General features: G+C 69.0%; 20 protein-coding genes and 1 pseudogene. 12 read left to right on the plus strand and 9 right to left on the minus strand.

Going from position 1 to position 20577, the window contains the following annotated elements:
* Position 1 precedes the first annotated feature (1 nt).
* Entirely contained in the window at positions 2-433 is a 432-nt protein-coding gene (locus G6N30_RS13260; RefSeq protein ID WP_234880118.1) for a hypothetical protein, read from the minus strand.
* 431 nt (positions 434-864) lie between these two features.
* Here G6N30_RS13260 and G6N30_RS13265 point away from each other — a divergent pair, with 431 nt between their 5' ends.
* Together G6N30_RS13265 and G6N30_RS13270 are read left to right on the plus strand one after the other, a co-directional pair.
* Entirely contained in the window at positions 865-1410 is a 546-nt protein-coding gene (locus G6N30_RS13265) for a TetR/AcrR family transcriptional regulator (RefSeq protein ID WP_134053473.1), read from the plus strand.
* Positions 1407-4265, plus strand: a complete 2859-nt coding sequence (locus G6N30_RS13270; RefSeq protein ID WP_134053475.1) for an FAD-binding and (Fe-S)-binding domain-containing protein — start codon at positions 1407-1409, stop codon at positions 4263-4265. The genes G6N30_RS13265 and G6N30_RS13270 overlap by 4 nt, the downstream gene beginning before the upstream one ends.
* On the opposite strand, the gene G6N30_RS13275 is transcribed toward G6N30_RS13270, so the two are convergent.
* On the minus strand, positions 4251-4841 hold the full coding sequence (locus tag G6N30_RS13275; RefSeq protein ID WP_134053477.1) for a DUF4396 domain-containing protein: 591 nt from the start codon (positions 4839-4841) through the stop codon (positions 4251-4253). The two genes, G6N30_RS13270 and G6N30_RS13275, sit on opposite strands and share 15 nt — an antisense overlap.
* Before the next feature lie 247 nt (positions 4842-5088).
* Here G6N30_RS13275 and G6N30_RS13280 point away from each other — a divergent pair, with 247 nt between their 5' ends.
* Positions 5089-6756 carry a dynamin family protein gene (locus G6N30_RS13280; RefSeq protein ID WP_234880119.1) on the plus strand — a complete coding sequence of 556 codons (1668 nt, stop codon included), beginning with the start codon at positions 5089-5091 and terminating at the stop codon, positions 6754-6756.
* Positions 6753-8330, plus strand: coding sequence for a GTPase (locus G6N30_RS13285; RefSeq protein WP_134053481.1), 1578 nt, complete (start codon positions 6753-6755; stop codon positions 8328-8330). Before G6N30_RS13280 ends, G6N30_RS13285 begins: the two co-directional genes overlap by 4 nt.
* A gap of 2 nt (positions 8331-8332) precedes the next feature.
* On the opposite strand, the gene G6N30_RS13290 is transcribed toward G6N30_RS13285, so the two are convergent.
* Together G6N30_RS13290 and G6N30_RS13295 are read right to left on the minus strand one after the other, a co-directional pair.
* On the minus strand, positions 8333-9088 hold the full coding sequence (locus G6N30_RS13290; protein ID WP_134053483.1) for a class I SAM-dependent methyltransferase: 756 nt from the start codon (positions 9086-9088) through the stop codon (positions 8333-8335).
* Entirely contained in the window at positions 9085-10035 is a 951-nt protein-coding gene (locus G6N30_RS13295; RefSeq protein ID WP_179965632.1) for a methylenetetrahydrofolate reductase, read from the minus strand. The genes G6N30_RS13290 and G6N30_RS13295 overlap by 4 nt, the downstream gene beginning before the upstream one ends.
* A gap of 238 nt (positions 10036-10273) precedes the next feature.
* On the opposite strand from G6N30_RS13295, the gene G6N30_RS13300 reads away from it, so the two are divergent.
* Positions 10274-12100: an acyl-CoA dehydrogenase gene (locus G6N30_RS13300; RefSeq protein ID WP_134053487.1), complete on the plus strand. Its 1827-nt coding sequence runs from the start codon at positions 10274-10276 to the stop codon at positions 12098-12100.
* Between the two features lie 98 nt (positions 12101-12198).
* Here the strand turns inward: G6N30_RS13300 and G6N30_RS13305 are convergent.
* Positions 12199-12531, minus strand: a pseudogene (locus tag G6N30_RS13305) (TetR/AcrR family transcriptional regulator); the annotation flags it as partial.
* On the opposite strand from G6N30_RS13305, the gene G6N30_RS27450 reads away from it, so the two are divergent.
* Positions 12481-12597 carry a hypothetical protein gene (locus tag G6N30_RS27450; protein WP_325053513.1) on the plus strand — a complete coding sequence of 39 codons (117 nt, stop codon included), beginning with the start codon at positions 12481-12483 and terminating at the stop codon, positions 12595-12597. The pseudogene G6N30_RS13305 and the gene G6N30_RS27450 sit on opposite strands and share 51 nt — an antisense overlap.
* On the opposite strand, the gene G6N30_RS13310 is transcribed toward G6N30_RS27450, so the two are convergent.
* Together G6N30_RS13310 and G6N30_RS13315 are read right to left on the minus strand one after the other, a co-directional pair.
* Positions 12572-13339, minus strand: a complete 768-nt coding sequence (locus G6N30_RS13310; protein WP_134053491.1) for an SDR family NAD(P)-dependent oxidoreductase — start codon at positions 13337-13339, stop codon at positions 12572-12574. The two genes, G6N30_RS27450 and G6N30_RS13310, sit on opposite strands and share 26 nt — an antisense overlap.
* 9 nt (positions 13340-13348) lie before the next feature.
* A complete protein-coding gene (locus G6N30_RS13315) occupies positions 13349-14179 on the minus strand; it encodes a sugar phosphate isomerase/epimerase family protein (RefSeq protein ID WP_134053493.1) in 831 nt (276 codons plus the stop codon).
* 198 nt (positions 14180-14377) lie between these two features.
* Between G6N30_RS13315 and G6N30_RS13320 the strand changes: the two genes are divergently transcribed.
* From G6N30_RS13320 to G6N30_RS13335, 4 genes are read left to right on the plus strand one after another with little or no spacing between them, the layout of a single operon-like run.
* Positions 14378-15712, plus strand: coding sequence for an MFS transporter (locus tag G6N30_RS13320; protein ID WP_134053495.1), 1335 nt, complete (start codon positions 14378-14380; stop codon positions 15710-15712).
* Positions 15712-16548 carry a transketolase gene (locus G6N30_RS13325; RefSeq protein WP_134053497.1) on the plus strand — a complete coding sequence of 279 codons (837 nt, stop codon included), beginning with the start codon at positions 15712-15714 and terminating at the stop codon, positions 16546-16548. The genes G6N30_RS13320 and G6N30_RS13325 overlap by 1 nt, the downstream gene beginning before the upstream one ends.
* Positions 16545-17534 (plus strand): transketolase family protein, encoded by a 990-nt coding sequence (locus G6N30_RS13330; protein ID WP_134053499.1) that lies wholly within the window; start codon positions 16545-16547, stop codon positions 17532-17534. Before G6N30_RS13325 ends, G6N30_RS13330 begins: the two co-directional genes overlap by 4 nt.
* A 44-nt stretch (positions 17535-17578) precedes the next feature.
* A complete protein-coding gene (locus G6N30_RS13335) occupies positions 17579-18241 on the plus strand; it encodes a GntR family transcriptional regulator (protein ID WP_134053501.1) in 663 nt (220 codons plus the stop codon).
* A gap of 9 nt (positions 18242-18250) precedes the next feature.
* On the opposite strand, the gene G6N30_RS13340 is transcribed toward G6N30_RS13335, so the two are convergent.
* Together G6N30_RS13340 and G6N30_RS13345 are read right to left on the minus strand one after the other, a co-directional pair.
* Positions 18251-19081 (minus strand): LLM class F420-dependent oxidoreductase, encoded by an 831-nt coding sequence (locus G6N30_RS13340; protein WP_134053503.1) that lies wholly within the window; start codon positions 19079-19081, stop codon positions 18251-18253.
* On the minus strand, positions 19078-19893 hold the full coding sequence (locus tag G6N30_RS13345) for a hypothetical protein (protein ID WP_134053505.1): 816 nt from the start codon (positions 19891-19893) through the stop codon (positions 19078-19080). The genes G6N30_RS13340 and G6N30_RS13345 overlap by 4 nt, the downstream gene beginning before the upstream one ends.
* A 61-nt stretch (positions 19894-19954) precedes the next feature.
* Between G6N30_RS13345 and G6N30_RS27245 the strand changes: the two genes are divergently transcribed.
* Together G6N30_RS27245 and G6N30_RS13350 are read left to right on the plus strand one after the other, a co-directional pair.
* Positions 19955-20164: a hypothetical protein gene (locus tag G6N30_RS27245; RefSeq protein ID WP_166674585.1), complete on the plus strand. Its 210-nt coding sequence runs from the start codon at positions 19955-19957 to the stop codon at positions 20162-20164.
* Positions 20142-20573, plus strand: coding sequence for an adenylate/guanylate cyclase domain-containing protein (locus tag G6N30_RS13350; protein WP_166674586.1), 432 nt, complete (start codon positions 20142-20144; stop codon positions 20571-20573). Before G6N30_RS27245 ends, G6N30_RS13350 begins: the two co-directional genes overlap by 23 nt.
* The last annotated feature ends 4 nt before the right edge of the window (positions 20574-20577 follow it).

Here is a 20577-nt window from a genome sequence, read left to right on the forward strand (position 1 = left end):
CTCAGGGTGCGGCGATGTAGTCCATCGGCGGACCGTCCGGCCCGACGGCCGACTGGTCGGCGACTGCGGTGGCCACGTGCTGGCCGGCCTGCACGGTCGCGAAGACCGCCACCCGGTCGTCGACCGCGAATGATGCGGCGGGGCTCGCGGGCTGCTGGCGGTCGGCCGTCACGGCGGTGGTGTCCGGAGTGATCCGGTAGGTCTGGATGAGGCCGTCGTCGCTGCGCGTGGTCACCGAATCGGCGGTCACCGCGACCACCGTGCCGTGCTGGGTGGTGGGTGCGGTGCTCGACGCCTGCGGGGCAGCCGGAGCAGCCGGTTCCGGTGAGGAGAAGTGCACGATCGCGCCGGCCAGGACACCCGCCGAGGCCACGGCGAACGACAGCGAACCACCCACGACCACGGGCCATTGCGTCGTCCGACGTCGGGTCATCGGTTCCGGTGACCGGTGTTTTCCACTCATACCTCTGCGCTCCACGAAGTTGTGCGTTCGACGGGTTTTTACCCATGCACTCCTTCGTGCAAACCGCGTTTACCCTGCAAAACCTTCCCGCACCCCCGCTGAGCTGCGCAGATGCGCGCGTCAATTCGCGTTCATCTCTCGCGGAATCGGCACTCAGCGCATCCGTTCCGGAAACAGAACACTCGAAGAATCCGCACCCCTGGCACCATCGCTTGGGCACCGTGTCCCTGCCGCCGGAAGATCGGGAGCGCCGCGCCGATTCCGCCGCTGGCGCCCGTGATGGCGGCGACTTTCGAGGTGTTCGACGACATGGGGGACACTCTCTTCGGTTAAAGTGGACACGTGTCCCCTTACCGCTTCGCCGTACCGGACTCACGTCCGCTTGGCCGGGGCGCCGGGTGGTGAAGCGTCGCAGCGATGCCGAGGAGAACCGGGCGCGAATCGTCGCGGTGGCACGCGAGCGTTTGGTCGCGTCCGACGACGTGAAGATGAATGAGATCGCCCGGGCGGCCGGCGTCGGCCAGGGCACGCTGTACCGCCACTTCCCCACCCGTGAGGCGTTGCTGGCGGAGGTCTACCGCGACGACGTCGACGCGCTCGTCGGCGCTGCGCCGGACCTGCTGGCGCAGCATCCGCCGATCGAGGCGATGACCCTCTGGTTCGGCAGGGTCGCGGAGTACGCCCGGGTGAAACGGGGGGTGTTCGCTGCCGCAACCGATACCGCGCAGCGGGAACTCGACGGCCACAGTGCGGGGCCGATCGACAAGGCCGTGACCGCGCTACTGCAGGCCGGACAGGCCGCCGGCCAGATCCGCCCGGACGTCGACGCCCGGGACATGATTCTGTTGATGGGTTTCCTGACCCGTCTCGACGATGCGGAATGGGACAGCCGAGCGCATCGCGTACTCGACGTGATCCTGGCGGGAGTGGAGGTGAGGGCTCGATGACCGACTGCGTGGGGGAACTCGCGGCCATGGGTATCGACGTGGACACCTCGACCCGGCGGCGGGCCGAGTACTCCTTCGACGCGTCCAACTACCGTCTCCCGCCGCTCGGGGTGATCTTCCCGCGGTCGGTCGACGAGGTGGTGCACACGGTCCGGGTGTGCGCCGCACACGGTGTGTCGGTGACGAGCCGAGGTGGCGGAACCTCGTTGGCAGGCAACGCGATCGGCCGGGGTCTGGTACTCGACTTCTCCCGGCACATGAATGCCGTGACGTCTGTCGACGAGTCGGCACGCACCGCGTGTGTACAGCCCGGCATCGTCCTCACCGAACTGCAGCGGCACATCCAGAGCGCGACCGCCGGGCGGCTCACGTTCGCCCCTGATCCGTCGAGTAAATCCAGGGCCACCGTCGGTGGCGCGATCGGGAACGACGCGTGCGGGAACCACTCCGTGCGCTACGGCCGCACGTCCGACCACGTCGTCGCGCTCGACGTGGTCACTGCGGCCGGCCACCGCCTCACCGCCACCGGCGACGGGGTGCACGCCACCGATCCGACCGACGGGTCCGCGGTCGCCGCCGCCGCGCAGATCACCGCTGATCTCCGCGCGCTGACCGGCGAACACCTCGCCGAGTTCCGGCTGGAACTGGCGCGCTTTCCCCGGCAGGTGTCGGGATACCACCTCGCAAATCTCCTACCCGAGAACGGTTTCCGGGTGGCGAGAGCGCTGGTCGGCACCGAGGGCACCTGCGCGGTCATCGTCGGCGCCACGGTGTCCCTCGTGCCGGTCGCGCCGTCGGCCATGCTGTTGTGCCTCGGCTACGCCGATCTGGTCGACGCCGCCCGGGACAACTCGCTCATATTGCGCTACTCCCCCGCCGCGATCGAAGGCATCGACTCGTTGATCGTCGACACGGTGCGGCATCTGCGGGGGCCCGATTCCGTGGTTGGGCTCCCGGCCGGGAACGCCTGGCTCTACGTCGACATCGACGGCGAGGACCGAGCCGAAGTCGAAGCGCGCGGCGCGGACCTCGTGGCTGACTTGCAGCGTGCCGGACGGCTTGTCGAGGCCCGCGTGGTGGCCGACCCGACCGAACGTGCCTCGCTGTGGCGGGTCCGCGAAGACGGCGCCGGCTTGTCGGCCCGCCTGGTCGACGGCGGCGAATCCTGGACCGGCTGGGAGGATTCGGCGGTCGCCCCCGATCAGCTCGCCGACTACCTGGTCGCCATCAAGGCGCTGCTCGCAGAGTTCGGGCTCACCGGCGTGATGTACGGGCACTTCGGCGCGGGGTGCATGCACATCCGCATCGACTTCGATCAACGGACCGAACAGGGGCGCGAGATCATGTCGCGCTTCATCCGTCGCGCGGCCGAACTGTGCGTGCGGTTCGGCGGCTCGATGTCCGGTGAACACGGCGACGGCCGTGCGCGCTCGGAACTGCTGTCGCTGATGTACAGCCCCGCCATCATGGCGGCCTTCTCCCGGTTCAAGCGGATCTGGGATCCGTTGGGCATCCTGAACCCCGGATCGATCGTCGACCCGGAACCGCTGTTGGACAACCTTTCCCTGGCCGGTGTGGACGGGCGCGACTGGCCGACCTCGTTCGACCTCACGCCCAGCCACCATGTTCCGGTGGCCCCGTTCGTCCACGCGGTACAGGGCTGCATCGGGGTGGGCCGCTGCCGCGCGCCGAGCGGCGGAGTCATGTGTCCGAGCTTCCGCGCCACCGGCGACGAGAAGGACTCCACCCGCGGACGGGCGCGGGCTCTCCAGGAGATGGCACGCAACTCGCCGACCGTCGCCGACGGCTGGCGCTCCGACGACGTCATGGAATCGCTCGACCTGTGTCTGTCGTGCCGGGCGTGCTCCACCGACTGCCCGGTCGGCGTCGACATGGCGACCTACAAATCCGAGTTCCTCGACCACTACTACAGCGGCCGCCGCAGGCCGTTGTCGCACTATTCGCTCGGGTGGCTGCCGACGTGGCTCGAATTGATCACCCGGGCAGCGCCGCTGGTCAATCTGCTCACCCGGGGCCGGATGGGTCGGGTGGCGGCACGGATGGGCGGCCTCACCCCGCACCGAACGATGCCGGAATTCGCCTCGGCCGGACGGATTCGTCGGGAACTCTCGGCCGCAGGCACCGACGGTGACGTCGTCCTGCTGGCCGACACCTTCACCCGTGGGTTCCGTCCGGAGGTGGCCGGCGCCGCCGCCCGCGTGCTGGCAGACGCCGGGATGTCCACTGAGTGCCGCACCGACGCCTGCTGTGGCCTGACCTGGATATCGACGGGCCAGCTGTCAAAGGCCAAGCAGCGCTTGGCGAAAGCTGCCGAGGTGCTCGACGACGGTACCGACCGGCCGATCGTCGTCCTCGAACCCAGTTGCGCCGCAGCCTTGCGTAAGGATCTGCCCGAGCTCATTCACACCGAGGCCGCCCGTCGCGTCGCCCGTCGGATCCGTACCTTCGCGCAGATGGTCACCGAATGCGCCGAGAACGGCTGGCGGCCGCACCATCGGCTGCCCGATGAGGTGACCGTCCAGACCCACTGTCACGAGTACTCCGTGTTCGGCGCGGCCACACAACGGCGAGCTCTCGAGGCTCTCGGGGTCGCCGAGGTACGTGAGGCGACCGGTTGCTGCGGTGTGGCAGGCAATTTCGGATTCGAACCGGATCACTACGACGTCAGCATGAAGGTGGCCGAACAGGGCCTCGTACCCGCTCTCCGCGACACCTCCGCCGACGCTCCCGTCCTCACCGACGGGTTCAGTTGCCACATGCAGGTGCGGCAGTTGGACGCTGACCGCTCGTCGCAGCACCTCGCGCAACTCCTGGACCGCTCAGCCGACGGCTGAGATCGTGGCGCTTTGCGCGTGCCCGCCGGGATCCTCCATATCGGCCGCGATCGACACCACCAGTCCCCCGATTATGAACGCGGCGATCGCCGCGACCAGGGTGCCCGTGCTGAACGAGGGAATGAATCGCCGTGCGCCGCTGGGCGTTTGAGCGCCGTGGTGATATTCGTGTGTCAGCGCGTGGCCTTTCCCCCTTCGCAGCAGGGCGCGGTTGACCGGATAGGCGGCGAGAAACGCCGCGCCCAGAGCGATCATCATGCCGACCCAGAAGACGGCGTTGACCAGGCCGGCATCCATGGCGCCGGGGATCACGGCCATGACGGCGTTGTCGACGATCTCCATGGTCAGAATCGACAGCGTGTCGGCGGCCAGCACGACGCTCAGCGCCGTGCCCAGGGCAAGGCCGGCCTTCAACAGCGGCAGCGTCGAGAGGGTGTATCCGAACACGAAGGCCAAGGCGACCGCGAGACCGATGGTCGCCACATTGCTCAAGCCGATCGCGGTGCCGATCATCAAACCCGCGATCTCCCCGATCGCGCACCCGGTGAGGCAGTGCAGCGTCGCACTGACGGCCATGGCATTGACGTTGTCGCCGTGACCCTGGTGTGCGTGGTCCTGGTGTTCCCCGCCTGGGTGTTCGTGGCCGGTGTGGGAGTGGTCCATGCCGTCATGGTCGTGGGTGTGCACGGTCACCGTCTGCTCCTTCGCTCGAATCGGGTACCCCCTGGGGGTATCCAGACATTACCCCCCGGGGGTATAGATCGCAAGAGGAACAGGTCGCCAAAGCAGCCCGCAGTGGCCTCCGGTGCTGCACGCTGAGGGGATGACGGCGGCCACGGACCTCCTCGATGCGGTGGCTGCTCTCCGCGCGGCGCTCGAACGCACCTCGTTCCCGCTTCCCGCGCCGTCGGCCTGGCCCGCGGATCGGGATCGACGCGAGCTGACCGGACAACTCACCGACTACCTCATCCCACGGTTACGCAGCATCGACGCACCGCTGTTGGCGGTCGTCGGGGGTTCGACCGGAGCGGGCAAGTCGACCTTGATCAACTCACTCGTCGGCGACGAGGTGAGCCAGTCGGGCGTGCTGCGCCCGACCACCCGCGGCCCGGTGATCGTCTGCCATCCGACGGATCTGCAGTGGTTCACCAACGACCGCATCCTGCCGCAGCTGCCGCGCTCAGCCGGTCCGGACGGACTGCGGTTGTCCCCCCATCCGGGGATCGGGCCCGGCCTCGCGCTGCTCGACGCCCCCGACATCGACAGCGTCGTGAGCACCAACCGTGAGCTCGCGGCCACCTTGCTGGCCGCCGCGGACCTGTGGATCTTCCTCACCACCGCGGCGCGCTACGCCGACGCCGTGCCGTGGCACATGCTGCACACCGCCCGCGACCGCGGCACCGCGATCGCCGTCGTGCTGGACCGCTGCCCGCCGGAGGCCGTCCACGACGTCGCGGGACACCTGTCGGACATGCTGGCGGCAGGCGGGCTCAACGGAGCTCCGCTGTTCGTGATCGTCGAACAGTCCCTGCGCAACGGGCGGTTGAAGGAGAAGTCGATCGCGCCGATCCGCGCCTGGCTCGGCGGGCTCACCGCGGACGCGGAGCAGCGGGCGTCGGTGGTGCGCTACACCCTCGACGGTGCGCTGCGCAGCCTGCCGCCACGCACGTACGCCCTGGCCGGCGCCGCAGACGAACAAGCCGAGGTCCGCGGCCAACTGGAGTCGTGCGTACGGTCGTCCTACGACGACGCACTGGCACGGGTCGACGAGGCCATCCGCGACGGCGCCATGCTGCGCGGAGAGGTGCTGGCGCGCTGGCAGGACGTGGTGGGCACCGGTGAGCTGCTGCGCCGGCTGGAATCCCGCGTCGGCCGAATCCGTGACCGCATGGTCTCGGCGGTCACCGGACGCTCGACCCCGGTGGAGGAGCTCGGTTCGGCGCTGGAGAGCGGAATCGCCACGGTCGTGCGGGCAGCGGTCGAGGACGCCGCCGAGTCGGCCTACGGATGCTGGGCCCGCCATCAGGCCGGCGCGCTGCTGCTCACCGACGAATTGGCGCGCCCCGCACCGGGATTGCCCGAGGCCGTCGAACGTCTGGTCCGCGACTGGGAAGGGTTCGTGCTCGAGCTCGTCCGCACCGAGGGCGCCTCGAAACGATCTGGCGCACGGCTGGCGTCCTACGGGGTCAACGGCGCCGGCCTGGTCGTCATGCTCGCCGTGTTCAGTCAGACGGCCGGGTTGACCGGCGCCGAGATCGCGGTCGCGGGCGGAACGACGGTGGCCAGCCAGAAGGTGCTCGAGGCGATCTTCGGCGAGCAGGCCGTGCGCGGCCTGGCCCGCCAGGCCCGCGATGAACTCCTGACCCGGGTGGGCCAGTTACTGGACGAGGACGCCGGCCGGTACCGCCAGGCGCTCGGGTCGGCGTCGTCTGCGGTGAGCGGCGACGAACTGCGGGCCGCCGCGAATCGTGTTGCGGCGGTGCTGCAATGACGATCGCCGACCGGCTCGCGGCGTTGACGTCGGTGGCGGACCTGGGTGTGGGCCGGCTGCCCGAGGATGTGCTCGCCGACGTGCGCAGCCTCGACGCCCGGGCCGGGACGCGGCTGCGGTTGTCCGGTGAGCACACCGTCGTGGCGCTCGCGGGTGCGACCGGAAGCGGAAAATCCTCGCTGTTCAATGCGATCGCCGGGGCGCCGCTGGCGCAGGTCGGGATCCGCCGGCCGACCACCTCGGCCACCCAGGCCGTCGTGTTCGGCCCCACCCCCGCCGGCGAACTGCTCGACTGGCTGGAGATCCGCAACCGCCAGGCCGGGGACCCGTCAGCCCAGCAACTGTCCGGGCTGCTGCTGCTCGACCTGCCCGACCATGACTCGATCGAGGCGGCGCACCGTGCCGAGGTCGACCGGTTGATCCGCCTCGTCGACGCGTTCGTGTGGGTGCTCGATCCGCAGAAGTACGCCGATGCCGTTCTGCACGAGCAGTATCTGCGTCCGCTGGCGCCCCACCGCGAGGTGATGGTCGTCGTCCTCAACCAGGCCGACCGGCTGTCCCTGCCGGACGTGGCCGCCTGTATGCACGACCTGCACCGGCTGCTGTCCGAAGACGGGCTGACCGGGGTGCCCGTGTTGGCCACCTCCGCGGTCAAGCCGGACGGGGCGGCCGAACTGCACGAGTTCCTGGTGGCGACCGTCGCGGACCACCGGGCGCGCACGGCGCGGGTCAGTGCCGATCTGGACGCGATGGCCGCCAGGCTGGCTCCGCTGGCGCCCGCGCGGCGATCAGAGCCGGCGCTGCGCGATGCCGAGCGGCACCTGCGCGGTTCGCTCGCCGGCGCAGCCGCCGTCCCGACGGTCGTCGACGCCGTCGGGCGGGCCTACACCCGCCGCGGTCTGGCCGCGACAGGCTGGCCGCCGGTGCGCTGGATCCCCAAACTCCGGCCGGATCCGCTGCGCCGTCTCGGGCTCGGCGCCTCCGACACGCAGGGCGAAATCCTGCGGCGAACGTCGATGCCGTCGGGTTCGGCGGCGTCGCGGGCCGGGGTGGACAGCGCGGTGCGCGCGCTGGCCGACACCGCGTCCGACGGGTTGCCCGCGCCGTGGCCCCGAATCATGCGTGAGGCGGCCCGGTCCCGCTCGGATGCCGTGCCTGATGCGCTGGACAGGGCGGTGGGCGGAGCCGATCTCGGGATGGCCCGGCAGCCGCGGTGGTGGCGCCTGATCGGGCTGCTGCAGTGGCTGCTGGTCGCCGTCGCCGTGGCAGGCGGGGTGTGGCTGGGGGTGCTCGCGGTACTGGCCTACCTGCAGATCGACCTCGACGCCCCCTCGCTCGGCCCGTTCGCGCTGCCGACCGTCCTGCTCATCGGCGGCCTCGCGCTCGGGCTACTGCTGCGAATCGTGGTGCGCCCCTTCGTGGCACTGGGCGCCGCGCGGCGGCGTCGACGGGTAGCCGCCGAGTTGAATCGACGCATCGACGGGGTGGCCGAGGAGTTCGTGCTGGCGCCGCTGCGCCAAGAGTTGTCGCGGTACGGGCAGCTGTCGGCGGCGGTGCACGGCGTCAGCCGCTGACCTCACCCGTGCCGCAGCACCAGCATCTCGCCGGTGACCTCGCCCTCGCCGAGCAGATCTGCGATCCGCTTGCTCTGCTTTTCGGCGAGTTCCCAGGCACGCGACGTACCGTGCCGATCGGCGAGAGCTGCGTCGACCGCGTCCACCCGATCGGTCCATTCCCGCGGTATGGCGGGCAGATCGGCTGTGCTGCGCCACTTCTGGATCGCCAGCCCCGCATCGGCGATGAGTTCGATGAGGTGTTCACGCGTCGGGAAGTGGTTGCCTTCGGGCTGTTTGGTGAGCAGGGGTTCGCGCGCCACGAACGCGAGCAGCGCGATGCGACCGGGTGCCCGCACCGTCCGTCGCATCTCGGTGAGCAGTTCGAGCTGGTGGGGCGTGGTGCACAACACGCCCAACGACCATGCCGCGTCGACGCAGGCGTCCGCCAACGGCAGCGCCGACCCGAGGGCCTGCACGACGGGGAACCCGAACAGTCTGCGGGCGGCGCGGCAAGCGCCTGCCTCCGGTTCGACGAGCACCGGTGCGAGCGAAACCGCATGTGCGGCATAGGCGGCCGGTCCCCCGACGCCCGCGCCGCAGTCGAGCAGCGAATCCTCGGACGTCAGCCTTAACTGCTCGATCAACCAGTCCAGGGCCGCGGGACTGCCGCTACCCCGGCACCCGGCGGGGATGTGGTAGTCCGGACCGAGGTCGGCGGCCACCTGCGCGGTCCACTCCGCCACGGTGTCGAACTCCGCGCCCATCGCTTCGGTCATGCGGCCTCCTGCGCCTTGATGAGCCGGCCGACTTCGGCCTTGATCTCCGCGCCCACCCGGGTGCCGGAGGCGGATGCCAGTCCGGAGACGTTGACTCCGTCGACGCCGTCGATCGCCAGTAATGCCCGCGCTTCGGCGACCGCGGCCGCGATCCCCGCCGACACCGGATCCGCGGCGCCGAGCACCTCCTCGACCACCCGCTGATCGAGTTCGAGGCCGGGCAGCCCTTGCAGGACGGCCGCGGAGACGAGGTCGGTGAACACGGCGACCGCGGCGACGACCGGAATCGTCAACCCGGCCGTCCGCGCGGATGCCATGAAGTCGGCGACGGTGCCCGGGAACGGGACGTGGTTGAGGACGGCGAGACTCGCTCCGGCGCGCTGCTTCTCGACCAGACGCGCCGGGCGGGCACGCACCGGCGGCGCGGTGGGGGTCTCCGGGACCGCCGCGACCATGCCGACCGACGCGGCCAGCGACACCAGGCGCGGACCGTCGAGATCGAAGGTCTGCGTGACATCCGGGCGGACGTCGTACCCACGGCCGTCACCGGTCACGCACAGCACGGTGCCGACACCGAGTGTGCGCAACCCGCGCAGTTCCTGCTCGAGGACGACGCGGTTGCGGTCGCGGCAGGACAGCGTGATCCAGGGCGACATACCGGACTCGAGCAGCAGGCGGCCCATCAGCGTGGGCGGGAAATCCGGCCGGTTCTGATGCTCACCGACGAGGACCGCGTCGCACGAGTGGGCCAGGATGCCTGCGGTCGCCGCGACGTCGGCCTCGTCGAACGGTGCGCAGCTGAAGTCGGTGAGCACGAGCGGCGCCGACGCCGGACGTGGCGCGGGTTCGACACCCGTCCACGGCACGACGTCGGGGAAGACGCAGGGGCCGGTGCGCATTTCGCACTGTCCGTCGGGGCGGACGCCGCCACAGGGCCCGAACTGCATCCGCTTGGGACATTGCAGGTCCGTCGCCAACGCCACCCTCCACAGTCGTCCGTTCGCAGCCATGTACCCGGGGGACCGGGCTCCCAAGCGGAGCGGCCACGGGCCGAACCAATGTGATCTGCGTCACAGATACGTGACACCACCTGAAACCCTCCGGTTGCGTCACCGTAGGTTACGGTTGCGTACGTTTTCCCAGATCACGGACACTTGACCTCATCTCGCAAGATGGGGGACGCCCATGGGCCACTACATCGCGAATGTGCGCGACATCGCGTTCAACCTCTTCGAGGTTCTGCGCCTCGGGGCGGTCCTCGACGCCGGTGACTACGGCGACCTCGATGCCGACACGGCCCGAATGATGCTCGATGAGGTGGCCCGCCTTGCGGAGGGCCCGCTCGCCGACTCGTTCGCCGACGCCGACCGCAACCCCCCGGTTCTCGACCCGGCGAACCACACGCTCTCGGTACACCCCTCGTTGGTCGCGTCGGTGCATGCGGTCAAGGCGGCCGAATGGTGGCGCATCGGCATCGCCGAGGAAATCGGGGGCATCCCTGCTCCGGCCCCGCTCGCATGGGCGATACAGGAGATGCTGGTGTGCGCGAATCCGTCGGCGGCGTTCTTCTGGGCTCTGGGTCCTACCATGGCGCAGGCACTCGCGATGGTGGGCACTGATCAGCAAAAACGTTGGGCGGCAGGTGGACTCGAACGCGGATGGGCCGGGACCATGGTGCTGACCGAGCCGGACGCCGGCTCTGACGTCGGCGCCGGTCGTGCGCGGGCGAGCGCTCAGCCGGACGGTACCTGGCACATCGAGGGCATCAAGAGGTTCATCTCCGGCGGCGACGTCGGACCGTGCGCCGAGAACATCTTCCACCTCGTACTGGCGCGGCCGGACGGTGCTGGGCCGGGCACAAAGGGTCTGAGTCTGTTCTACGTGCCGAAGTACCTGTTCGACCCCGACACACTCGAACTCGGACCGCGCAACGGCGTTTTCGCGACCGGCTTGGAGCACAAGATGGGTTTGAGGTCCTCCCCCACGTGCGAACTGACCTTCGGCGCTCACGGCATACCGGCGGTCGGCTACCTCGTCGGCGACGTGCACAACGGCATCGCGCAGATGTTCACGGTGATCGAACACGCCCGGATGACCATCGGGGTCAAGTCGGCGGGCACGCTTTCCACCGGCTATCTCAACGCACTCGCATACGCCAAAGTAAGAGTGCAGGGCGCCGACATGACGCAGCTGACCGACAAGACCGCGCCGCGAGTCACCATCATGAAACATCCCGATGTACGGCGCAGTCTGATGACGCAGAAGGCGTATGCCGAGGGGTTGCGGGCACTGTACCTGTACGCCGCCGCGCACCAGAACGCCGATGTGGCGCAGCACGTGTCGGGTGCAGATCCGGCGATGGCCCACCGCGTCGCCGATCTATTGCTGCCGATCGTCAAGGGTGCCGGCTCGGAACGGGCATACGGCATCCTGACCGAGTCCCTCCAAACGCTCGGCGGGTCCGGCTACCTGCAGGACTATCCGATCGAGCAGTACATCCGCGACGCCAGGATCGACTCACTGTACGAGGGCACGACCGCGATTCAGGCACTCGACTTCTTCTTCCGCAAGGTCGTCCGCGATGGCGGCGCGGCGCTGGCGCATCTCTCATCTCAGATCAGCCACACCGTCGAGACGTCCGACGCCGGCTTGAAGAAGCAGGCCGAAAGAGTGCGCACCGCACTGGAAGACGTGCAGGCGATGACTGGCGCCCTCACGGAGTACCTGCTGTCCGCTTCAGAGCAGCCGGCACAGATCTACAAGATCGGGATGCAGTCAGTGCCATACCTGCTTGCCGTAGGTGACCTGTTCATCGGCTGGAGGCTGCTCGCGCAGGCCAACGCGGCCCAGGAGGCGCTGGTGAAGAACTCGTCGGCCCACGCCTTCTACCGAGGCAAGATCGCCACGGCAGCGTTCTTCACAGCGAACGTCCTTCCCCAGCTCAGCGCCCTGCGGGGCGTCATCGAATCGGTTGACCTGGGTCTCATGGAGGTACCCGAAGCGGCATTTTGACGGAACCGGCCGTCACGCAGACGTCCGGCGCCGCCCGACAGATAGTGGGCCAGCACCGGCTGCAGCCCGTCGATGAGGGTCTCGTCGTCCATGCCGGCCAACGGCGGCAACGCGAGGATGTTCCGGGCGACCGCGACCCCGATCAGCTGCGAACCGACCAGGGCCGCCCGTTCGGCGCTGCGGTCGGGCGTGAGGGCCGAAAGCGCGGGGGCCCGACGAGGTGCCCGCCGACCGCGCCTGGAAGATCGCCGCCGTCCTGGCCGGCGCCGACGACGCGAGCTGCTGCGAACACCGCGCTCGTACTCGTCCGTGAGCGCGGCGCGCCAGACATCGAGGCGTTCGACGGCGGGCAGGCCGAGCGCGGCGACGAGGGGCCAGCCGTGCTGGTCCGGCCCGACGGGTACATCGCGTGGGCGGGAAAGTCCGCGGATCGCCCGGCATGGGCAGCGGCGTTGCCGGTGAGGGCAGACGCTAGTGAATGTGGCTGCCCCCGTTGATGTCCACCGTGGTGCCGGTCAGATAGCTGGCGTCCTCACTGGACAGGAACGTGATGACCGCGGCCACCTCGTCGGTGGTGGCGGTGCGGCCGACGGGGATGTCGGCGGCCAGCTTCGCTTCCTGCTCGTCGGTGGAGCCGACCCGGATATTGGTGTCGACGGCACCGGGAGTCACGGCGTTGACGGTCACACCGGTGTGGGCGATCTCGCGTGCCAGCGACTTGGTGAACCCCAGAATCGCGGCCTTGGCCGAGGAGTACGGCACCTTGCCGAACACTCCGCCACCGCGCTGCGCGGATACCGACGACATGTTGACGATGCGGCCCCAGCCCTGGTCGATCATGTCAGGCAGGAACGCCTTCGAGACGAGGTAGGTGCCGGTGGCGTTGACGGCCATCACCTTGTTCCACTGCTCGAGGGTGGTCTCGAGGAACGGGACGGGCGAGGTGATGCCGGCGATGTTGGCCAGTGCACCGACCGGAGGCAGGTTCCCCGAGGCGACCTCGGCGGCCACGGCGGCGTGCGCGGCGCCGACGGAGTCCTCGGAGGTGACGTCGACGGCGTGGCCGAAGGCGGGCACCGCGTACTGGTTGCCGATCTCCGCGGCGACCTTCGCCGACTTCTCGCCGTCGAGGTCGAGCACGACGACGGCCCAGCCCTCACGGGCGTAGCGCTCGGCCACGGCCATGCCGATGCCCTTGTCGGAGGTGGCGCCGGTGATGACGGCGGTCTTGTTCTGCATGGGTTCTCCTCAGATCAGTTCGGAAATCAGTTGCCCGGCGCGCACTGCCGCCGCCGGGCGTTCGTCGTGGGTGATGTCGCGGGTCTCGAGTTCCAGCGAGAAATGGCCGTGGTAGCCGGCGTCTGCGAGCGCCTTGAGGCCCCGGCCGAAGTCGACCGCGCCGTTGCCGACCGAAAGATTGATGTCGCCGGGCGCCGCGTCGCGGATGTGGACGTGAGCGATGCGGGGCCCGAACCGGCAGACGAAGTCGACGGGGTCGCCACCTGAGGCCACGATGTGGCTGAAGTCCATCACGATGCCCACCTCCGGTCCGAACCGGCTGGTGAGCGCCTGCGCCCGGTCGATGTCGCAGCACAGGCGGTGGAAGTGCAGCGATTCGGTCCACAGCTCGACGCGGCCGGCCGCGGCCACGTGTGCGGCCGCGACGAGTTCGTCGGCGACGCGATCGAGGTCCTCGTCCAGTGAGCGCAGGGGGTGGTGACTCAGCGCACCGCAGGGCAGCACGAGCGCGCGAGCGCCGGTCGCCGCGGCGAGCGCGACGAGCATGTCGAGATGGCGAACCCGGGCCCGCTCCTCGGCGCCGGTCAACGACGCGTTGAGGTCTCCGATGTCGCCGTTGATGGACCGCACCCGCAGCCCGGAGGCCGCGACGTCGGCGGCGACCTCAGCGACCGCCGACTCGTCGAGGACGTACGGGACGTGGTCGCACACGCCGGGCAGGGCGCCCAGGTCGATCTCTTCGAAGCCCAGGGCGGCGATGGTCTGCAGCGCCTGCGGCAGCGGCTGGTGCCGGAAGCTGATCGTCGAGCAGCCGAGGCGGCTGTGGAGTGTCGGGGTCATGTCACCTCCTGTGATGACCACCACAGTATCCACGTTGACTGTCAACAGTCAACTCCCGACAGGCGATTTGTGTTGACTGTTGACAGTGGGATGTGCGCGTGGTCACACTGAGAGGCGTACCGCACTGTTGACCGTCGACAGTGACCTGGATCGCCGGTTGGAAGACCAGCAAGAGCAGCGTTTGAAAGGATGACCACCATGAGCGATGACGCTCTGAAGATGCGGGGCCCGGTGCACGGCACACCGGACGCCAAGCGGGTCGCGATCGGTTCCGGTGTCGGCGCAGTGATCGAGACCTACGACTTCATCGGGTTCGGCACGGCGGCCGCCCTTTACTTCGGCACCGCCTTCTTTCCCAACTCCAGCCCGGTCGCCGGTACGCTCGCGGCCTTCGCGACGCTGGGCGTCGGATTCGCCGCCCGCCCGCTCGGCGGCATCATCGGTGGTCACCTGGGCGACAAGGTCGGCCGCAAGCCGGTGCTGGTCGCCTCGCTCATCGTCATGGGCCTCGCGACGTTCGCCATCGGCCTGCTGCCGACCTACGCCGCAGTCGGTGTCCTGGCCCCGATCCTGCTGGTGACCGTCCGCATCATCCAGGGCCTCGCGTTCGGCGCCGAATGGGGCGGCGCGATCCTGATGAGCTACGAACACGCACCGTGGAAGCAGAAGGGCCGCTACACCGGCATCGTCCAGGCCGGCTTCCCCGTCGGACTGCTGCTGGCGAACCTCGTCTTCCTGGTGAGCGTCCACCTGGGCGGTGACTGGGCGTGGCGGGTGCCGTTCCTCGCCAGCATCGTGCTGGTCATGGTCGGCCTGGTGATCCGCGCCAAGGTGCCCGAGTCGCCGGTCTTCGAAGACGTCAAGAACGAGGGCAAGGTCGTCAAGGCCCCGATCGTCGAGGTCGTCAAGAAGGACTGGCGCAACATCGTTCGCGGTATCGGCCTGCGCATCGCGGAGACCGCCGGGTACGCGGTCTCGATCACCTACATGATCAGCTACCTCAAGAGCACCGGGGTCGCCACCGCGACCGAAACCCTTGTCGCGCTGTGCATCGCATCCTTCCTCGGGATCTTCGCGACGATGGGGTGGGCACGCCTGACCGACCGGATCGGGCGCCGCCCGGTGTACATCGGCGTATGCGCGTTCGCGATCCCCTTCGGCGTGCTGATGTTCCTTCTGGTCAACACCGGTTTGATGTGGCTGATCATCGCGACCTTCGTCATCTCCTACGGCGTCTGCCAGAACGCGCTGGCCGGCGCCCAGGGCGCCTGGTTCCCCGAGCTGTTCACCGCCAACACCCGGGCATCCGGTGCGTCCCTGGCCTACCAGATCTCGGCAATGGTCTCCGGTTTCACACCGTTCATCACCACCCTGCTGTACGAGGGGTTCGGCTGGGTGGGTCCGGCACTGCTCTTCTCCGGCTACGCCGCGATCGGCCTGTGGGCCGCCCTGGCGACACGGGAGACATGGGGTCCCGCCGAGCGCAAGGCCGCCGAGAAGGCCGCCGCCGAGTCCCACGCGCTGGCCGCGTGATGCGGGCCCAGCGAGTGGTCGACGCTGCCTACCGGATGCGTCACCACGCCCTCAACATGGGTGAGGCCCAGGGCCAGGGCTATGTCGGTCAGGCTCTGGGAGCCGCCGACATGCTCGCCACCGTCTATGTCGATCAGCTCAACTACCGCGCCGACGACCCGCACTGGGAGGGCCGCGACCGGTTTCTGCTGTCGACCGGGCACTACGCCATCGGCCTCTACGCGGCCCTGGCCGAAGCCGGCATCATCGACGTCGAGGAACTGGAGAGCTACGGATCCGACGACTCCCGGCTGCCCATGTCCGGAATGGCCAGCTACACACCGGGAATGGAGATCTCGGGCGGATCGCTGGGCCACGGCCTGACGGTGGCGGTCGGGATGGCCCTGGGGTTACGCCACCAGGGGTCACCGGCGCGGGTGATCAACTTCCTTTCCGACGGCGAACTCGACGAGGGTTCGACCTGGGAGGCCGCGATGGGTGCCGCGCACCACCGGCTGGGCAACCTGATCGCCATGGTCGACATCAACGCGCTGCAGGCCGACGGCCCCACCGCGGGCGTGCTTCGCACCGAACCCGTCGTCGACAAATGGGCGGCGTGCGGCTGGGACGCCGCCCGCATCGACGGCAACGACGTCGAGCAGTTGCTCGACGCCTTCGACCGCATCGGCGACTCCGGAGGCGACCGCCCGTCGGTCATCCTGTGCGACACCAGGATCGGACGCGGCGTACCGCTGCTGGAGAACAGAGAAAAAGCGCACTTCATGCGCATCGACGCTGACGAATGGCAGATCTGCCGCGATCAGCTGACCGAAGGTTTCCGAGGAGTATCCGCATGACATCCGTTGCGCCACAGAAGCTCAAGACCTCGGCGATGATCGCCTCGTTCGCCGACCCGGGCCAGAAGACCGCGCCGGCACCGTTCGGTCATGCGCTGGTCCGCGCCGCCCAGGAGAACGACAGGATCGTCGGTCTGACAGCCGATCTGGGCAAGTACACCGATATGCACATCTTCGCCAAGGCGTTCCCGGAGCGGTTCTTCCAGATGGGGATGGCCGAGCAGCTGCTGTACGGCGCGGCGGCGGGAATGGCCGAGACCGGCCTGGTGCCGTTCGCGTCGACCTACTCGGTGTTCGCCGCCCGCCGCGCGTACGACTTCATCTGCCTCGACATCGCCGAACCGAACCTCAACGTCAACGTCGTTGGCGGATTGCCCGGCCTCACCACCGGATACGGTCCGTCGCACCAGGCGACCGAGGACATCGCGATCTTCCGGGGGATGCCGAACCTGACGATCGTCGACCCCTGCGATTCGGTCGACATCGAACAAGCCGTCCCCCAATTGGCAGAACACCCCGGCCCGACCTATCTGCGGTTGCTGCGCGGCAACGTGCCGACGGTGCTCGACGAGTACGACTACCGCTTCGAACTCGGGAAGGCCAAAGTCCTGCGCGACGGCACCGACGTGGTGCTGATCTCCTCGGGTCTGATGACGATGCGGGCACTGCAGGCGGCGGAACGGCTGGCGAATGACAACGTCGACGTCGCCGTGGTGCACACCCCGACAATCAAACCGTTCGACACCGAAACCGTTCTGGCGCAGGTCGACACCGACCGTCTGGTGCTGACGTGCGAGAACCACACCGTGGTCGGCGGGCTGTTCGAGACGGTCGCGTCGGCGGCGGTACGGCGTGGAATCGGCAAGCAGGTCACCCCGGTGGCACTGCCCGACGAGTTCTTGGCGGCCGGCGCGCTGCCGACGCTGCACGATCGCTACGGCCTGTCGACGGCGCAGATCATCGCCACCGTGCGCGCCCGGCTGTAGACTCAGATGTCGACAGCTGAATGTTGACAGTCAGGGAGCACCTCATGTCCGTCGATGGGACGTCGCTGCTGCGTCTGGAGAAGACCAGTCTGCGCGAGCAGGCGCTCACGGCGTTGCGGCGGGCCATCACCACCGGACAGTTGACCCCCGGAACCCACCTGGTGGAGACCGACCTGTCCGAGGCGCTGCAGATCAGCCGCGGCACCCTGCGGGAGGCGATGCGCCAACTCCAGCAGGAGGGCCTCATCTCGGCCGGTGCGCGCGGGCGGCTCTCGGTGCGTCACCTCGACGCCAAGGAGATCAGGGACATCTTCGAGGTCCGCGCCGCGCTGGAGTCGGTGGCGGCCAGGACCCTGGCGTCCCGACCCGACCGGACCGAGGCGGTCGCCGCCCTGCGGCACGCCGTCGAGGAGATGGACCGGTGGGCCGCCTCCAACCTCGAGGACCGAATCGAGGCCGATCTGCGGTTCCACCGAACCATGTGCCACCTGTCGGGGAACGAGACGCTGCTGCACTCGTGGTCATCGCTGGAGGGCAGCATCCGGATGTCGATCATGTTCGCCGGTGTCGACCGCGCGCTCAAGAACATGGACGCCAGAAGGCATCTGGCGATCGTCGAGGCGATCGAAGCCGGTGACGGCGACACCGCGGCGGCCACCGTTCGCGAACACATGGCCGGCGCGGCGTCTGTCCTGATCGGCGCCTGAGCAGCGGGCCTAACCGCGGTACTGTTCGACCATCGCGGCGAATTCGTCGAGTTTCTTCAGCGATTCGTCGAGCGGCCGAGTGGGCAGCAGTAATGCCAGCTGCTCGAATCCGAGATCCTCGGCGGCCCGCCAGTAATCCGGCTTCGCCGGTGTGCCGAACATGGCCAGCGGGACATCGTGGCCGGCGCCGTCGCGCAGCTGCCCGATGCGCTTGGTCAGCTGCTCGGTGGGAAGCGGATTGGAGATCCACCCGGCGCCGTGCCGGATGACGCGTTTGACGGTGGCATCGGAGTTCCCGCCGATGTAGATGGGCGGGTGCGGCTTCTGCACCGGTTTCGGACGGCTGTACGAGGGCGCGAAATCGACGTACTTGCCGTGGTACTCGGCCGGTTCGTCGGTCCACAGGGCCTTGATCGCCTCGATGCGTTCGTCGAGCAGTGCACCGCGGGTCTTCGGATCGGTGCCGTGATGGCGCAGCTCCTCGATGTTCCAGCCGGCGCCGACCCCGAACACGAACCGGCCCCCGGAGATCAGGTCGATGCTCGCCGCCTCCTTGGCGGTGATGATCGGGTCTCGCTGGATGAGCAGCGCAATACCGGTGAACAGTTCGATCTGCGAGGTCACCGCGGCCGCAGCGGCCAGCGTGACGAACGGGTCGAGCGTGCGGTAGTAGACCGACGGCAGGTCACCGCCCTCGGGGTAGGGCGACTCACGGCTGGCCGGAATGTGGGTGTGCTCGGCGATGACGAGGGAGGCGAAGCCCCGCTCCTCGACCGCCCGCGCGAGCGAGACCGGGTCGATGCTGTCGTCGTTGACGAAGGTCGAGATCCCGAACTTCATGCGTCGTCTCCTTTCGCCGAGTCCATCGGCACCGGATACCCGTTTCCACCGCCCGCAGGCATCAGCTGCGCCAGCCACTGCACGAGCGCGCGGCACGCAGGCCACGTGTCCGAGTCGCGCACCGCCAGCAGCGAGAGCGGATTGTCGAGCGCCTGGCGTAACCCGGCCCGGGCGTTGGAGACGTCGACCTCGGCGAAGGACACGTCGGGGTCGGTGTTGTTCGCTTGTGCGACGGCGAGAACGGCATCGATCGAGTCGGGGACGAAGAACGCGTCGCCGACTCGCGGCGACTCCGAGTGGTCGATGTACACCACGCACGTCATCTCCTGCCCGTCGGTGAACCGGGCGCCGACGAGCAGTTCGTGGCCCTCGCCGAGTCCGAACGTCATCCGCACCGCACGATGAACGGTGGTGCGGTTCAGGTCGGCCAGCCAGTCCGGCAGGGAGTCTTGACGTTCGTCGGCCGCCCGCCGGCACTGCGCGCGCAGCCCGTTGTCCTCGATCAGCATGTCCCCGAGCACGGCCAGCAGCGCCGTCGTCTCCGCACCCTGCAGGTCGATGAGGGCGGCGACCAGTTCGCCGGTCGTCGGCGGTTGCTCCTCGGAAGGCTGCAACGGCTGGGCGGTGGTACCCAGGATCAGAGTGCTGACCAGGTTGAGGATCTTCAGCGGGTGGCCACCGTCGAGCGCCTGCCCCACCTCGCCGATCAGCGACACCTCTTCCGCGGTGTCGGGCGGTTGCGCGCGCGACTGCCTGCGTTTGGCGTCGCGCCGAGCCTGTTTGGCATCCCTGCGCCTGCGTCCGTCGGCCATGGCCGAACCGTACTCGGACGCGCGGACGGCTCGCGCGCGGCGGATCCGGGATGATCGTCGCGTGAACGTCACGCTCTGGACGGTCGTGCTGATCGAGTTCGCCGGCCTCGTCACGCTCGGCATCTTGCTGCTCCGGTCGCGGCGGGCGCTGGCGCAGAGCCGCCGCCGGGAACTCACACGGCGCAGGGCGAGCGACGAACCGCGCCCACCGCGGCGGCGCAAACCGATGGGCATCGCACCGCGACTGGGTGAAGCTCCTGGATCGACATGAGCAGCTGATCCGGCGGCACGTCGCCGACCACAGGGGCTTCGTCGTCAAGAACCAGGGCGACGGTTTCATGATCGCGTTCCCGGATCCCGCGGGAGCTGTTCGGTGCTGTATCGCGGTGCAGCAGGCGCTCGGTGCCGACGGTGGCGGGTCAGACGGCATCCGCGTGCGGATGGGCGCGCACGTCGGCACGTCGGTCCGGCGGGGCGACGATCTGTTCGGGCTCGACGTCGCGATGGCGGCCCGGGTGGCCGATCTCGCCAACGGCGGCGAGATCCTCGTCAGCGATGCGCTGCGCCTGGCGATCGGCGACGCCGACGACTTCGGCTTCGGTGCGCCGCGCGCCGTCGATCTGAAGGGCGTGCCGGAGACGCAGACGGTGCATGCCGTCGAATTTTCCGATGTGCGTTGAGGTT

It is taken from the genome of Mycolicibacterium litorale, from assembly GCF_010731695.1.
Classification (GTDB): Bacteria; Actinomycetota; Actinomycetes; order Mycobacteriales; family Mycobacteriaceae; genus Mycobacterium; species Mycobacterium litorale.